The 15,570-nt window shown below is 56.1% G+C and carries 14 protein-coding genes, 1 tRNA gene and 1 pseudogene; 8 read left to right on the forward strand and 8 right to left on the reverse strand.

Features of this window, described 5'->3' with window-relative positions:
* The first annotated feature begins 237 nt into the window (after positions 1-237).
* Positions 238-1,041, forward strand: a complete 804-nt coding sequence (gene dkgB, locus L2I46_RS24915; protein WP_180264138.1) for a 2,5-didehydrogluconate reductase DkgB — start codon at positions 238-240, stop codon at positions 1,039-1,041.
* A gap of 32 nt (positions 1,042-1,073) precedes the next feature.
* Here the strand turns inward: dkgB and yafC are convergent, their stop codons facing one another.
* Entirely contained in the window at positions 1,074-1,979 is a 906-nt protein-coding gene (gene yafC / locus L2I46_RS24920) for a DNA-binding transcriptional regulator YafC (RefSeq protein WP_032453031.1), read from the reverse strand.
* A 104-nt stretch (positions 1,980-2,083) separates the two neighbouring features.
* Between yafC and L2I46_RS24925 the strand changes: the two genes are divergently transcribed.
* The 3 genes from L2I46_RS24925 (at position 2,084) to L2I46_RS24935 (ending at position 5,034) form a co-directional block, all read left to right on the forward strand.
* Entirely contained in the window at positions 2,084-3,274 is a 1,191-nt protein-coding gene (locus L2I46_RS24925; protein ID WP_023288495.1) for an MFS transporter, read from the forward strand.
* Positions 3,275-3,376: 102 nt separating this feature from the next.
* The gene (locus L2I46_RS24930; RefSeq protein ID WP_072096514.1) at positions 3,377-4,174 is read left to right on the forward strand and encodes an endonuclease/exonuclease/phosphatase family protein; all 798 of its coding nucleotides are present in this window, start codon (positions 3,377-3,379) and stop codon (positions 4,172-4,174) included.
* Positions 4,175-4,263: 89 nt separating this feature from the next.
* Complete coding sequence (locus L2I46_RS24935) at positions 4,264-5,034, forward strand: class I SAM-dependent methyltransferase (RefSeq protein ID WP_023288497.1); 771 nt, start codon at positions 4,264-4,266, stop codon at positions 5,032-5,034.
* 59 nt (positions 5,035-5,093) lie between these two features.
* Here the strand turns inward: L2I46_RS24935 and mltD are convergent, their stop codons facing one another.
* Complete coding sequence (gene mltD, locus L2I46_RS24940) at positions 5,094-6,461, reverse strand: murein transglycosylase D (protein ID WP_032453033.1); 1,368 nt, start codon at positions 6,459-6,461, stop codon at positions 5,094-5,096.
* Between the two features lie 71 nt (positions 6,462-6,532).
* Positions 6,533-7,288: a hydroxyacylglutathione hydrolase gene (gene gloB / locus L2I46_RS24945; RefSeq protein WP_102002885.1), complete on the reverse strand. Its 756-nt coding sequence runs from the start codon at positions 7,286-7,288 to the stop codon at positions 6,533-6,535.
* Positions 7,289-7,320: 32 nt separating this feature from the next.
* Here gloB and L2I46_RS24950 point away from each other — a divergent pair, with 32 nt between their 5' ends.
* Positions 7,321-8,043 carry a class I SAM-dependent methyltransferase gene (locus L2I46_RS24950; RefSeq protein WP_004204619.1) on the forward strand — a complete coding sequence of 241 codons (723 nt, stop codon included), beginning with the start codon at positions 7,321-7,323 and terminating at the stop codon, positions 8,041-8,043.
* On the opposite strand, the gene rnhA is transcribed toward L2I46_RS24950, so the two are convergent.
* On the reverse strand, positions 8,040-8,507 hold the full coding sequence (gene rnhA / locus L2I46_RS24955; protein ID WP_004204620.1) for a ribonuclease HI: 468 nt from the start codon (positions 8,505-8,507) through the stop codon (positions 8,040-8,042). The two genes, L2I46_RS24950 and rnhA, sit on opposite strands and share 4 nt — an antisense overlap.
* 64 nt (positions 8,508-8,571) lie before the next feature.
* On the opposite strand from rnhA, the gene dnaQ reads away from it, so the two are divergent.
* On the forward strand, positions 8,572-9,303 hold the full coding sequence (gene dnaQ, locus L2I46_RS24960; protein WP_236948296.1) for a DNA polymerase III subunit epsilon: 732 nt from the start codon (positions 8,572-8,574) through the stop codon (positions 9,301-9,303).
* Positions 9,304-9,436: 133 nt separating this feature from the next.
* A tRNA-Asp gene (locus L2I46_RS24965) sits at positions 9,437-9,513 on the forward strand.
* Between the two features lie 59 nt (positions 9,514-9,572).
* Here L2I46_RS24965 and L2I46_RS24970 read toward each other — a convergent pair.
* From L2I46_RS24970 to fadE, 4 genes and pseudogenes are all read right to left on the reverse strand, one after another.
* Positions 9,573-9,917 (reverse strand): annotated as a pseudogene (locus L2I46_RS24970) (substrate-binding domain-containing protein); the annotation flags it as partial.
* A gap of 60 nt (positions 9,918-9,977) precedes the next feature.
* Positions 9,978-11,078 carry an AI-2E family transporter gene (locus tag L2I46_RS24975; protein ID WP_032453034.1) on the reverse strand — a complete coding sequence of 367 codons (1,101 nt, stop codon included), beginning with the start codon at positions 11,076-11,078 and terminating at the stop codon, positions 9,978-9,980.
* A gap of 248 nt (positions 11,079-11,326) precedes the next feature.
* A complete protein-coding gene (locus tag L2I46_RS24980) occupies positions 11,327-12,097 on the reverse strand; it encodes an amidohydrolase (RefSeq protein WP_102002140.1) in 771 nt (256 codons plus the stop codon).
* A 177-nt stretch (positions 12,098-12,274) separates the two neighbouring features.
* Complete coding sequence (gene fadE, locus L2I46_RS24985) at positions 12,275-14,719, reverse strand: acyl-CoA dehydrogenase FadE (RefSeq protein WP_032453035.1); 2,445 nt, start codon at positions 14,717-14,719, stop codon at positions 12,275-12,277.
* Between the two features lie 239 nt (positions 14,720-14,958).
* Between fadE and lpcA the strand changes: the two genes are divergently transcribed.
* On the forward strand, positions 14,959-15,540 hold the full coding sequence (lpcA, locus tag L2I46_RS24990) for a D-sedoheptulose 7-phosphate isomerase (RefSeq protein ID WP_004145825.1): 582 nt from the start codon (positions 14,959-14,961) through the stop codon (positions 15,538-15,540).
* The last annotated feature ends 30 nt before the right edge of the window (positions 15,541-15,570 follow it).

A 15,570-nucleotide genomic window follows, 5' to 3' on the forward strand; every position in this document is an offset into this window, starting at 1 on the left:
CGGTAGTTCAGTCGGTTAGAATACCTGCCTGTCACGCAGGGGGTCGCGGGTTCGAGTCCCGTCCGTTCCGCCACTTAATAAGAGCCCTGAGCATCTGCTCAGGGCTTTTTTGTTTGATCTGTTTCCGATTATTGCTAAATCAGCAAAAATCCTCTGCATTAATCGCTCTTTTTCCCCACCACACCATCAGCCATAATTTCATTCGTTAACCGAAATGAACAAATAACGAGGAAAAACATGGCAATCCCTGCATTTGGTCTTGGCACCTTCCGTCTGAAAGATGATGTTGTTATCGCATCCGTAAAAACCGCGCTGGAGCTGGGCTATCGTACTATCGACACCGCGCAAATCTACGACAACGAAGCCGCGGTGGGTCAGGCTCTCGTTGAGAGCGGCGTGCCGCGTGATGAGCTGTTCATCACAACCAAAATCTGGATCGAAAACCTGAGCAAAGACAAGCTGATCGCCAGCCTGCAAGAGAGCCTGCAGAAGCTACGCACTGACTATGTTGATCTGACGCTGATCCACTGGCCGTCACCGAATGATGCGGTAGCTGTTGAAGAGTTTATGGCTGCTCTGATGGAAGCGAAGGCGCTCGGCCTGACCCGTCAGATCGGTATCTCCAACTTCACTATTCCACTGATGGAGCGCGCGATTGCCGCCGTTGGCGCTGAAAACATTGCTACCAATCAGATTGAGCTTTCGCCGTATCTGCAAAACCGTAAAGTCGTCGATTGGGCGCATGAGCACGGTATCCATATCACCTCCTACATGACCCTGGCCTACGGTAAGGCGCTGAAAGATGAGGTGATTGCCCGTATCGCGGCGAAACATAATGCGACTCCGGCGCAGGTTATCCTGGCATGGGCGATGGGCGAGGGGTACGCGGTGATCCCGTCCTCGACGAAGCGTGAGAACCTGGCCAGCAACCTGAAAGCGCTGGATCTGAAGCTGGATGATGAAGATCGCCAGGCGATCGCCGCACTGGATTGCAACGATCGGCTGGTGAGCCCGGAAGGTCTGGCGCCGCAGTGGGATTAATCTCCTGCTTCCGGTATGCCCATCAGAGGGTACTACGACAGCTCCTTCGGGAGCTGTTTTACGTATTCGCTCAGAAAATCAATAAACGCCCTGATACGTGTGCTGACGGCTCTATCGCTGTAGTACACCGCGCTGAAGGGCATCTCCACCGGCAAACGTTTGTCGGCCAGTAGTTCAACAAACTCCCCACTGGCTATCTCTTTATCCACCATATAATCCGACAGGCAGGCAATACCGTTCCCGGTCAGACACAGTTGCTTGAGCGTTTCCCCACTGTTCGATGATACCGCCGCCTCAATCTCTAACAACTGACCATCGCAACAGGATACCGGCCAGGTGTTCAGAGAGACGGGTTCAGTAAAGCCCAGACATTGATGTTGTTTCAGATCTGACGGATGCTGCGGCACGCCGTAGCGCGAAACATACTCTGGCGAGGCGACGATCTTCCGATAGCTGGTGAACAGCGGTCGGGCGCGCAGGCTGGAATCGGTTAAGGTTCCGGCCCGAATAGCCACATCCACTTTTCGTTCAATCAGATTAATAAATGTTTCTGACGACACGAGCGACAGCGTCATTTCCGGGTAACGCTCGCGAAATGGCTTCACCAGCGGCATGAGAAAATGCAGCATCACCGGCGTCGCGGCATCCACCCGCAGCAGGCCTCGCGGCGTCGTGCGCGTTTCCAGCAGGTCGTTTTCTGCCGCCGCCATCTCCTGCAATACCACCTGCATCCGGCGAAAATAGCGCTCGCCTTCCTCTGTCAGACTGAGCTGACGGGTGGTCCGATTGAGCAGGCTAACACCAAGCTTGGACTCGAGCTTTTTGACTGCCCGGCTGACGGCAGAGTTGGCCTGACCCAGCTGTTCGGCCGCCCGGCTGAAACTCCCGCTTTCCACTACCGCCACAAAGATGGCGATCTCCTCGGATGTGGCTCTCATTATTGCACCTGTAGCAAAATTCTATTGATACTTTGATAGTTTTTGTTATTTATACAACCCTTCATACTACGTGTCATCTTAATCCTGATGCTACGGAGTAAATTATGCCACTGGCGCTATTTGCCTTAACCATCGGTGCCTTCGCAATTGGCACCACTGAATTCGTGATTGTCGGCCTGGTCCCGACGATTGCCCAACAACTCTCTATTTCGCTGCCGTCGGCAGGCCTGCTGGTTTCTATCTACGCGCTGGGCGTGGCGATCGGCGCCCCGGTGCTGACGGCGTTAACGGGGCGTATGCCGCGTAAACAGCTGCTGCTGGCGTTGATGGTCCTGTTTACGGCGGGTAATGTGCTGGCCTGGCAGGCCCCGGGCTATGAAACGCTGATCCTGGCGCGCCTGCTGACCGGTCTGGCACACGGCGTGTTCTTCTCTATTGGCTCGACAATCGCCACCAGCCTGGTGGCAAAAGAGAAAGCAGCCTCGGCTATCGCCATTATGTTCGGCGGCCTGACGGTCGCGCTGGTGACCGGGGTGCCATTCGGGACTTTCATCGGTCAGCATTTTGGCTGGCGGGAAACGTTCCTCGCGGTATCGATTCTGGGGGTGATTGCGCTTATCAGCAGTCTGATTCTGGTGCCGAATAATATCCCGGGCCGCGCCAGCGCCAGCCTGCGCGATCAGCTGAAAGTCTTAACCCATCCGCGCCTGCTGATGATCTATGCCATTACCGCGCTGGGCTATGGCGGCGTGTTTACCGCCTTTACCTTCCTTGCGCCGATGATGCAGGAGCTGGCCGGCTTCAGCCCGTCAGCCGTGAGCTGGATCCTGCTGGGCTATGGCGTCTCGGTGGCTATTGGCAACGTATGGGGCGGCAAACTGGCCGATAGGCATGGCGCCGTCTCCGCGCTGAAGTTTATCTTCGCCGCGCTGGTTGTGCTGCTGCTGGTGTTCCAGCTGACCGCCAGCATTCACTATGCCGCGCTGGCAACGGTGCTGGTGATGGGCGTTTTCGCCTTCGGCAACGTGCCGGGCCTGCAGGTGTACGTGGTGCAAAAAGCAGAGCAGTACACCCCCGGGGCTGTCGACATCGCATCCGGCCTGAATATTGCCGCCTTCAACGTCGGCATCGCGCTGGGGTCGATCGTCGGCGGACAGACGGTCGAGCGGTACGGTCTGGCGCAGACGCCGTGGATTGGCGCGGTGATTGTGCTGGTCGCTTTGCTGTTGGTGGCCCTGAGCGGACGTTTAGATAAATTGCCACGCCGTTCGGCAGCGCTTTCTCCCGAAGGCTAAGGGTTTCTTGCAATTTGCATTGAAAGTGTATGGGAAAATCCCTATAACAGAATAACCAGTCGTCGTCGGGCTGGTTTCTGTTATCGAGGATTAATGCCCAAATTGCGAAAGAACACCTACGCCATGCGCTATGTCGCCGGACAACCTGCGGAGAGAATATTGCCTCCGGGGGCGTTTGCGGGCGTGAGTCCGGTTTATCCCGCCGGCACGCCGTTAAGCAGCGATGAGAAAATCCGCGTGCTGGTGTGGAATATCTTCAAACAGCAGCGCGCAGAGTGGCAGTCGGTCCTTAAGAATTTTGGCAAAGACGCGCACTTAGTCCTGTTGCAGGAGGCGCAGACGACGCCGGAGCTGGTCAGGTTCGCGACCACCAACTATCTGGCCGCCGATCAGGTGCCTGCGCTGGTGCTGCCGCAGCATCCTTCCGGCGTGATGACGCTGGCTTCCGCCCATCCTATCTATTGCTGCCCATTGCGCGAACGTGAACCTATTTTGCGTCTGCCTAAATCAGCATTAGTGACTGTCTATCCGCTGCCCGATGCGCGGCTGTTAATGGTGGTCAATATCCATGCCGTTAACTTCAGCCTTGGCGTCGACGTCTACAGCAAACAGCTGCTGCCGATTGGCGATCAGATCGCCCATCACAGCGGGCCGGTGATCATGGCCGGCGACTTCAATGCCTGGAGCCGCCCGCGGATGAACGCCCTGTACCGCTTTGCACGCGAGATGTCGCTGCGTGAAGTTCGTTTCCCGGACGATCAGCGCCGCCGCGCGTTTGGTCGCCCGCTCGATTTTGTGTTCTACCGTGGGTTAAGCGTGCACGATGCTTCCGTGCTGGTAACCCGCGCCTCCGACCACAACCCGCTACTAGTCGAATTCAGTCCCGGCAAGCCTGATTAATTTAAGGTTGGTCAGGCCTGCCATGGGGCAGGCCTGCGCATGCATGGTGCTGCCTTTTATTACTCAAAAAACCGTAAGGACAAGACAACATGACAACACGCTCTCACCATGACAACGTCGAAAAGCAGTTCGGCTCCCAGGCCAGCGCCTATCTGACCAGCGCCGTGCACGCCTCTGGTCGCGATCTGCAGCGGCTGGCGGAACGACTGGCTGATTTTCCTCAGGCGAAAGTGCTGGATATGGGCTGCGGGGCAGGGCACGCCAGCTTTACCGCGGCGGGACAGGTTGCCGAGGTGACCGCCTATGATTTATCGAGCCAGATGCTGGAGGTCGTTGCCGCCGCGGCAAAGGAGAAAGGTTTTAGCAATATCGTGACCCAGCAGGGGTATGCCGAAACGCTGCCGTTCGCTGATGCCAGCTTTGATATCGTTATCAGCCGCTATTCTGCTCATCACTGGCATGACGTTGGCCAGGCGCTGCGCGAGGTGAAACGTGTCCTCAAGCCGGGTGGGGTGATGATCGTGATGGACGTGATGTCGCCGGGCCATGTGGTGCGTGATGTCTGGCTGCAGACGGTGGAAGCCTTGCGCGATACCTCGCACGTGCGTAATTATTCCAGCGGTGAGTGGCTGACGCTGGCGACGGAGGCGGGGCTGGTGATTAATCAGCTGTTGACCGATCGCCTGCCGCTGGAGTTCAGTTCGTGGGTGGCGCGGATGCGTACCCCTGAGCCGCTGGTGGAGGCGATTCGTTTATACCAGCAGAGCGCCTCGGCGGAGGTGAAAGCCTACTTTGAGTTACAGCAGGATGGTTCCTTTACCAGCGATACCATCATGTTTGAAGCGCATAAAGCGGTTTAATACGGACAACAAAAAAGGCACCGGGGGAAGTCGGTGCCTTTTTATCGAACCCTGACGTATCAGGACTCTGGTCGATCGCTGTTTTTCACAAACAGCGTTAGCTGATCGCCAGGCCGCAGATTGTCGGTATCGCTGTTCCAGCGCATGACGTCGCGAATATTAACGCCATGACGTTTGGCGATGCTCGACAGCGAATCACCTTTGCGAACGCGATAGGTGATGCTATCGCTGTTATTCGCCAGACGCTGCGCGCTGCTGCCGGCGCCGATAACCAGGTTCTGTCCAACCTTCAATCCAGAGCCGCGCAGGTTATTCCACTGCTGCAGATCGCGGGTCGTGACGCCGAGACGGGAAGCAATCCCGGAAATGGTATCGCCGGAACGCACCTTATAGCTTCGGCTGGTCAGCGGCGTATTATCCGCGAGCTGCGTCGGCTGTACGGCGGCAATGTCGCCAGAGGCCAGCGATTCACGCAGCTGGGCTGCGTGTTTCTGCGGCACCATGACGTACTTTGGCCCGCTAGCGCCCAGCGTTGATCCCTTTACGCCGGCGTTGAAGGTCTTCAGCTTGCTGACCGGCATACCGGCCATATCCGCGAGCTGAGAAATATCAACCGGACTGTCGAGGCGAACGCGCGCCAGCGCACGGCTTTCATCAGCCGTAGGCAACTTTACGCCGTAACGTTTGCTGTTTTTGAGGATGTCGCTCAATGCCAGCATTTTCGGTACGTAGACTTTCGTTTCATGCGGCAGAGACAGCGACCAGAAATCTGTGGGTTTGCCACGCGAACGGTTCGCTTTCACTGCCTTCATGACCCGACCTTCGCCGCTGTTATATGCCGCAACCGTTAACAACCAGTCGCCGTCGAACATTTTGTTCAGACGTTGCATCATGTCCAGCGCCGCGGTAGTCGATGCGACAACGTCACGACGCGCATCGTAACTGCGGGTCTGTTTTAAACCATAATTGCGCCCTGTGCTCGGAATGATCTGCCAGATGCCTGCGGCATTGGCGCCAGACGTCGCGTGTGGGTCAAAAGCGCTCTCCACTATGGGTAGTAATACCAGTTCCATTGGCATGTTACGTTTCTTAACCTGCCCGGCTATCCAGTACATATACGGCTCTGCCCGTAAAGTTACATCGTGGAGATAGCTCTTATTTCTTAAGTACTTCTGTTTTTGCTCGCGAATCCGGGGGTTATCCGGTATTCCCATCTTTAGCTCGTCGCCTATGGAAGTCCACAGATCCTGGTCTTGCGCGTAGAAGGTTCCATCATCTAACCAGCGCGCTTGACTTGTGAACTTGCCTGCTTCCCCTTGACCAGCCGCAGAAAGGCTCTGTGCTCGCTGTTCGACGGTGCCATCGTGCTTAGACGCCTGGCACCCCACCAGCAGGACAGAGGCGAATAATATCGCTCGTGCCTTCATGTGTGTGTCAATAGTTGCTTAAAAGACGACCAAGGATAACGGCGAAGTTAGCCGATGACAAGAATTAAATATCAGAATTCGTCTTTCTTTGACCTTAACCACGCAAATCGCGCCACAGAGTGTTGCAATTTTGTTTCTTTGTTAATTTTTTCAATTAAATCAACATCATTTACCCGTAAAAATAAATTTATACGCCGCTCGTTTTTCAGAATTACGGGTAGTGTCTTTTGTTTTTTTGCACGTAACTCATTAACTTTATGATAGTAATCTTTTATGTCCCTATCATCAGGCAGGATACTCAACGCAAACTTCATATTCGCTAACGTATATTCATGTGCGCAACATATAAGGGTTTCTTCAGGAAGGGCGTTAATCTTCATAAATGATTGATACATCTGCTCTGCAGTGCCTTCGAACAGCCTTCCGCAGCCGCCGGAGAACATCGTGTCGCCGCAAAACAGATAAGGTTCGCTGTAGTAACAGATATGTCCTAATGTGTGACCTGGCGTGGAGAAAATGGAAAAATCGACCCCGAGAATTGACAGCCGATCGCCATCGTCTACTACCTGAGTAACCCCCTTGTCCTGGGTTTCTGCCGGCCCGTAAACCACCAGAGAGGGGAATTTTTCACGTAATTGTTTTACGCCGCCGACGTGATCCTGATGGTGATGGGTCAATAAAATGGCCTCGGGCTGCCACTGGTTTTCCTCGATTGCCGCCAGAACCGGCGCGGCCTCGCCCGGGTCAACGATGATGCAGCGGCCGTGATTCTCAGTGAGAACCCAGATGTAGTTGTCCTGAAACGCGGGAATACTGATAAGATTCATAAATTACCTCTAAAGCGTAGCGGAAGGTGGCAATGAAGCCGGCAAGGATACCTCATACAGTGACAGCGCCTGAGCATTGGTCCAGTATGCCGTGGGGCGAATACTATCGCGAAACGCTGGAGCAGCAGATGAAGCCGTGGCTGGCTAAATTATATGGCTTTCATCTGCTTAAGATTGGCAATCTGAGCGCGGAAATCAATACCGAAGCTTGCGCCATCTCGCACCAGGTGAATGTCTCGCTGGCGGGAAACCCAATGCAGGTCCGGGCCGACCCGCTGCATTTGCCCTTTGCCGAAAAGTCCGTCGACGCCTGCCTGCTGGCGCATACCCTGCCGTGGTGCAGCGATCCGCATCGCCTGCTACGGGAGGCCGATCGCGTCCTGATCGATGATGGCTGGATGATCCTGACCGGGTTTAATCCTGTCAGCCTGATGGGGTTGCGTAAGCTGGTGCCGGTGCTGCGCAAAGGCACGCCGTACAACAGCCGTATGTTTACGTTGATGCGCCAGCTGGACTGGCTGTCGCTGCTCAACTTTGAAGTGCTGCATTATGGGCGTTATCAGGTTTTACCCTGGTCGCGGCATGGCGGCAAACTGCTGAGCACCCATCTGCCAGCGCTGGGCTGTTTGCAATTAATTGTCGCCCGCAAACGGACTATTCCGCTCACCCTTAATCCGATGAAGTCAGGGAAAGCGAAAACCCAGCTACGGCCGGCAGTCGGCGCCACCCGGCAGTGGCGCAAGGGGCAGAATTAGCTCTCCGGCTGGTAGCCGATGTCGTCCTGAGTGGGATGGGAGGCCGCCGCGCGGGCCAGCTCGTCGCAGCGTTCGTTTTCTGGATGGCCGGCGTGGCCCTTCACCCACTCCCATTTGATCTTATGCTGGCCAAGCGCGGCGTCCAGCCTCTGCCAGAGGTCGACATTCTTTACCGGTTTTTTCTCTGCCGTTTTCCAGCCGCGCTTTTTCCAGTTGTGGATCCACTGGGTGATCCCCTGGCGGACATACTGGCTGTCGGTGCTGAGCACCACCTCGCAATGCTCTTTTAACGCTTCGAGGGCGACGATCGCCGCCATCAGTTCCATGCGGTTATTGGTGGTCAGACGGTAGCCGGCGCTAAAGGTTTTTTCGTGCTGGCGGTAGCGCATAATGGCGCCGTAACCGCCGGGTCCTGGATTTCCCAGGCAAGAGCCGTCGGTGAAAATTTCTACCTGTTTGAGCATCTCTGGTAGACTTCCTGTAATTGAAATCGATTTGTAAACGATAAGTCTGACATAAATGACCGCGATGAGCACTGCAATTACGCGCCAGATTGTTCTCGATACCGAAACCACCGGTATGAACCAGATCGGGGCGCACTACGAAGGACATAAGATCATTGAGATCGGCGCCGTGGAGGTGATTAACCGCCGCCTGACCGGTAACAATTTCCACGTCTATCTCAAGCCCGATCGGCTGGTGGATCCGGAGGCGTTCGGCGTGCACGGGATCGCCGACGAATTCCTGCTGGATAAACCCACCTTTGCCGACGTGGCCGATGAATTTATGGATTACATCCGCGGCGCGGAGCTGGTGATCCATAACGCCTCGTTCGATATCGGTTTTATGGATTATGAGTTCGGTAAGCTGAACCGCGGGATCGGGAAAACCGAGACCTTCTGTAAAATCACCGACAGTCTGGCACTGGCGCGGAAAATGTTCCCCGGCAAGCGCAACAGTCTGGATGCGTTATGTTCGCGCTACGAAATAGATAACAGCAAGCGTACGCTGCACGGGGCACTGCTCGATGCCCAGATCCTTGCCGATGTCTATTTGATGATGACCGGCGGCCAGACGTCGATGGCGTTCTCTATGGAAGGCGAAAGCCAGCAGCAGGCAGGCGAGATGGGGATTCAGCGCGTCGTACGCGCCGCCAGCCAGTTACGGGTGGTTTATGCCTCTGATGAAGAGCTGGTGAACCATGAATCCCGCCTCGATCTGGTGCAAAAGAAAGGCGGAAGCTGCCTGTGGCGTGTCTGATAACCACTAAAATGGATTAAAAGTAGGCGGTTGGGCGATTTTTGCAGCAAACGATTCAAAACGGTAGAAAAAGCGTTGACGGGGTAGAGGGGAATCCGTAATATTCGCCTCGTTCCCAACGGAACAACAACGCGGAGCGGTAGTTCAGTCGGTTAGAATACCTGCCTGTCACGCAGGGGGTCGCGGGTTCGAGTCCCGTCCGTTCCGCCACTATTCAGAAAGCCTGAATCAGCAATGATTCAGGCTTTCGTCGTTTTCGTCGCCGAATTTTAGCGCGCCTCTTGTTCCTCCTGCATACACTGCATGAATACCCGCATCGCCGGACTGATTGCTTTCCCGGCGTGATGGGCGCAGAGCGCATGGATCGTCAGCGGCGTCTCGCTGAACGGCAGCTCGACCAGCGTCCCGCGTTTGAGTTCCTCCTCTACCGCAAAGCGCGGCAGAAAACTCACCCCCAGATTGCCCGCCACGCACTGCTTGATGCTTTCAATACTCCACAGTTCGATGGTGTTCTCCATGGTAATGCCGCGCTGGCGCAGGGTACTTTCAAAAATCTGCCGGAACACGCACTGGGGTTCGTTGATGATAAAGCTCAATGGGATATGCTGCCGCGGGGCTGGCGTGCGGCGGCATGACTATGCAATAAGTTAAGGGAGCGTAACGCTCCCCTGCGGTTATTTATCCTGCGCCAGGGCGGGTTGCCCTTCATTTACCCAGGTCATGAAGATCCGATAACCGATGGCCAGCAGGGTGGCGCCGAGAAACATACCGAGAATGCCGTTAGAGGCCATTCCGCCGAGGGCGCCCAGCAGCACTACCGGCATTGGCGCATCGACTCCGCGCCCCAGCAGCAGTGGTTTGAGGACGTTATCGGCCATACCGGCGACGATCAGCAGGACAGTGTAGAAGATATCCATTCCGGTACTGTGGGTGCCGAGACTCCACATCAGCGCGATGGCCGGGGCCGTCACCAGGATCACCGGCACCTGTGCAATGCCGAGGATCAGGGCAAGTATAAAGAAGATCCCGACGGCGGGGATGCTGGCCATCAGCATGATCACCCCGACCAGCAGCGCCTGGATCAGTGCCACCCCGATGACGCCCTGGGCGACCGCGCGGATGGTGCTGGTGCACAGGCGGGTGAGGGTCACGCCTTTATTCTCATCGGTAATACGGATGGCAATACGCTGCGCGCTGATGGCGCCCGCCGCACCCCAGGCCATCATAATACCCGAGACGATAAACGAAATAATAAAGCCAATCAGCCCGCCGCCCATGCTGGCTAATATGCTGAGCAACTGTTTGGCAATATCGCCAATTTGCGAACGGTAATTGCTGAGCAATCCTGGCAGATCCACGGATGCCCGCATCCACAGAGCGCTAAGCCGTTCGCCAACGATCGGTAAAGAGGCAATTCGTGAAGAGGGTGGGGGAATGGTAAAGCTCTGGCTGCCCATTCGGTCGATCATCGCGCTGGCGCTTTCCGCCAGCGAGGTGATCATCAGCACCGTGGGGATAATAATCAGTAAAATACCTAACAGCACCAGCACCACCGACGCCAGCCCCTGTTTACCGGCGAAAAGCCCGGCAAAATATTGATGTAAAGGATAGAGCGCCACGGCCAGAATCAACGCCCAGAGCATCATATTGACGAAGGGAGAAAAGACGGTAAAACAGAATGAGGCCAGCGCCAGAATAAGACTGAACCGAATAAACATATCGAGAAAGCGGGTGACCAGCCGTTTTTCTATTAACTGAAGATTATTATTATCCATTTTCCATTACGCTCATAAAATATGCATACGCCAACGCTCAGCCGGGTTCAACAAAACAAGCTGGCAACAGAAAAGTCATGCGTTTACAACGCAGAAGTGAATTGAAAATGATCTCCGCCCGTTTGGTTGTGGGCCTGTTAATGAGTGTAGAACAGAAATGAAGGGCGCCTTGTAAATATTCTGCTGGGTGCGGCAAGAGGAAATTCCGCTTTCTTTTCCCGCAGAAGCGGGAAGAAAGCGGAGGGGGATTAATCCAGAGTAAAAGGATCGGCATCGCGCCAGGCGGGGAATTTTTCACGATATTCCTGGAGGGCGCTCAGCGACAGTTCGGCGTCAAGACGAGTGGCCTGATGCGGATCGGCGGTGGCGACAATCTCCCCCTGGGGACTGATAATCCGGCTATCACCGCGGTAATGATGACCGTTGCCGTCGGTGCCGACCCGGTTACAGCCGGCGACGTAGGCCTGGTTCTCAATCGCGCGGGCGACCAGCAGCGACTGCCAGTGCAGCGAGCGCGGCGCCGGCCAGTTCGCCACATACAGCGCCAAATCATAGTCGTTAAGGTTACACGACCATACCGGAAAGCGCAGGTCGTAACACACCAGCGGCAGGATCCGCCATCCGCGCCATTCAAAGACCACGCGCTTGTCTCCGGCCTCATAGTGATGGTGTTCATCCGCCATACGAAACAGGTGACGTTTATCATAATGATGGACCGTGCCGTCAGGCTCGACCAGCAGGAAGCGGTTAACGGCCCCGCGCTCAGTTTGCAGCGCCGCGCTGCCGGCGATCAGCGCCTGGGTTTGCGCCGCCCGGGCATGCATCCACGCTACCACCTCGGCCTCGGGTAAAGATTGTTTTGCCGCTTCCATCGCAAAGCCGGTGGTAAACATCTCAGGTAAAACAATGATATCGCGCCCGACAATCCCTTCCAGTTGGCGATCAAAATGGCGCAGGTTAGCAGGGCCGTCCATCCAGACCAGCGGTTGTTGCAACAGCGTAATTTTCAGGCCAGGCACAATGGTCAACTCCATTCTCATGAGGGGGTTAGGTTAACTGTAACACCTTATCAGCCTCGCGGCGGTCCGCGGAATATTTTGTTAAAAAAATGCTACTAACAGGAACGGCGGGGGAAGGAGAGACGAAAAAAGGCGGGGAAAATTCCCCGCCCGGCGTGTGATGTGGTTGTTGTTATATTATGCGGCTTCAACGTTGCGAACTTTTTCCGGCAGCTTTACCGGCTGGGTAGCCAGCTCCTCTGGCGCAAAGTCGTCAACGTTAATGCTGCGCAAGCGACTGTGCTCTGCTCGGGTCAAAATGGCGGCTTCATCCTGACTGATTAAGCCTTTCGCCAGGGCATGGGCGGCCAGTTCGTCGAGACGGGTGAACGGCAGATTTTTACCCAACTCTTTGCAGATACGCTGGTGGATAGGATCGGCCGCCATCACTTCCAGCAGCGCCTCTTCCAGCAGGCCGACCGGGTTATGCTCGCTCGGCGTCAGGTACTGACCGCGACCGATGCGGGAGCGGGTGGCGCTGGGCACCTGCAGAATTTTAGCGACTTTATGGTCCAGCTTATCCGACGGCGCATGATGATGACGACCGGTCGGGAAGATGACCAGGCGCATTGCGCCAGCCACCAGACGGTTGGGGAAGTTTTTCAGCAGATCGTCGATGGCCTGCTCGGCCTGATGCAGCGCATCCTGCACCCCCCAGTGAACCAGCGGCAGATCGGCTTCATTGCGTCCTTCATCGTCATAGCGTTTCAGCACCGCCGAGGCCAGGTACAGCTGGCTTAACACATCCCCCAGACGCGCGGAGATACGTTCGCGACGCTTGAGACTGCCCCCCAGCACCGCCATCGAGACGTCTGACAGCAGCGCCAGGTTAGCGCTCAGACGGTTCATTTGCTGATAGTAGCGGCGGGTGACGTCGCGGGTCGGCGCGCTGCTGGTGCGTCCGCCGGTCAGGCCCAACCAGAAACTCCGTACTTTGTTACTGCCGACATGGCCGATATGTTTGAACAGCAGCTTGTCATAGGCGTTCAGGTCGTTGTTCTGCGCGGCAGCCATCTCCTCCAGCACGTACGGATGGCAGCGAATCGCACCCTGACCGAAGATCATCATGCTACGGGTCAGAATGTTCGCACCTTCCACGGTGATGGCGATAGGCGCGCCCTGATATGCCCGGGCGAGGAAGTTGCCTTCGCCCAGCATAATGCCTTTCCCGCCGGTAATATCCATTGCGTCGATAATGGAGCGCTGGCCGCGGTGGGTGCAGTGATATTTCACGATCGCGGAGAGCACCGCCGGTTTCTCGCCGAGCATAATGCCGTAGGTGATCAGCGACGCCGCAGCATCCATCACATAAGCATTACCGGCAATGCGCGCCAGCGCCTCTTCAATGCCTTCCATTTTACCGATCGAGATTTTGAACTGGCGGCGAATATGGGCGTAAGCCCCGGTCGCCATAGCCACCGATTTCAGGCCGCCGGTGGAGTTGGACGGCAGCGTAATACCGCGGCCCACCGACAGACATTCAACCAGCATGCGCCAGCCCTGACCGGCCATCCCCGGCCCACCGATGATGTAATCGATCGGCACGAAGATATCTTTGCCGCGGGTTGGGCCGTTCTGGAACGGGACGTTAAGCGGGAAGTGGCGACGGCCAATTTCCACGCCCGGAGTGGAGGTCGGGATCAGCGCGCAGGTGATGCCCAGCTCTTCTTCCCCGCCCAGCAGACGATCCGGGTCAGAAAGTTTAAAGGCCAATCCCAGCACGGTGGCGATAGGCGCCAGCGTAATGTAGCGTTTGTTCCATGTCAGGCGCATACCCAGCACCTGCTGGCCCTGCCAGTCGCCCATGCAGACCACGCCGGTATCCGGGATGGCGCCGGCGTCGGAGCCCGCTTCCGGGCTGGTGAGTGCGAAGCAGGGGATCTCCAGCCCGCGCGCCAGACGCGGCAGGTAATGGTTCTTCTGCTCTTCAGTACCGTAATGCTGCAGCAGCTCGCCCGGGCCCAGTGAGTTCGGAACGCCGACGGTGATCGCCAGAATGCCGGAGACGCCAGAGAGCTTCTGCAGCACCCGCGACTGGGCATAAGCGGAGAATTCAAGCCCGCCATACTCTTTCTTGATGATCATCGCGAAGAAGCGGTGTTCTTTCAGATACGCCCACAGCTCCGGCGGCAGATCGGCCATTTCGTGGGTGATGGCGAAGTCGTTAGCCATCCGGCAGGCTTCTTCCACCGGGCCGTCGAGGAAGGCTTGCTCTTCGGCGGTCAGACGCGGCTGCGGATAGTTATGCAGCTTATGCCAGTCAGGGTTACCGCGAAACAGATCCCCCTCCCACCAGGTAGTCCCGGCGTCGATGGCTTCTTTTTCGGTACGCGACATCGGCGGCATGACCTTGCGGAAGGCGCGAAACGCCGGTGCGGAAATCATGGATTTACGCATAGGCGCAAAGTTAAACGGCAACAGAATGATCGCCAGCGGCAGCAGCAGCCAGATATTCCACAGACCGGCCGCGCCGAGCGCTGCGGTCCAGGCGAGCAAGATCACGCTGCTGAGCAGCAGGCTGACCCGGTGATAGAAGAGCGCACCGAGTAAAACAACGGTTGCAACAATACTCAAAATCATCATAGAGAAATGCTCCCTGTGTTTGTAGGAGGTCTGACCACTTGTGATGTATTGGTTGTAGTGCATGCCTTTTTATTTAGCAATGTGTTTACAAAATAATTACAACCTTGCTCACATTGTTGTATGCAAAAGCGGCACATAAAATCAAAAGGGCGGGGGATAACGCAGCCTGCTGCTTCTCGCTTCGGCGGCTATCCGGTACACTGCCAGGGTTATTCCACTCATACTGAAGGATTATCCTCATGTACCAGGATCTTATTCGTAACGAACTGAACGAAGCCGCGGAAACGCTGGCTAACTTTCTGCAGGACGAAGCCAATATCCATGCTATCCAGCGTGCCGCTGTCCTGCTGGCGGATAGCTTTAAGGCGGGTGGTAAAGTGCTGTCCTGCGGCAACGGCGGTTCCCATTGCGATGCGATGCATTTTGCGGAAGAACTGACCGGACGTTATCGCGAAAACCGCCCGGGATATCCGGCCATTGCGATCTCCGACGTCAGCCATCTCTCCTGCGTGAGCAATGATTTTGGCTATGAGTATGTCTTCTCCCGCTACGTTGAATCCGTCGGCCGCGCGGGCGATGTGCTGCTCGGCATCTCCACCTCCGGCAACTCCGGCAACGTAATCAAGGCCATTGAGGCCGCGCGGGCGCAGGGGATGAAAGTGATCACCCTGACCGGTAAGGACGGCGGTAAAATGGCCGGTAGCGCCGATGTGGAAATTCGCGTGCCGCACTTTGGCTACGCCGACCGCATTCAGGAGATCCACATCAAAGTGATCCATATCCTGATTATGCTGATCGAAAAAGAGATGGCGAAAGGCTAACAGGCAGGTGAGTGTGTACTGTTGACGGCG

Source organism: Klebsiella sp. 2019SCSN059 (assembly GCF_021739525.1).
In the GTDB taxonomy this organism is placed as follows: domain Bacteria; phylum Pseudomonadota; class Gammaproteobacteria; order Enterobacterales; family Enterobacteriaceae; genus Klebsiella; species Klebsiella quasipneumoniae.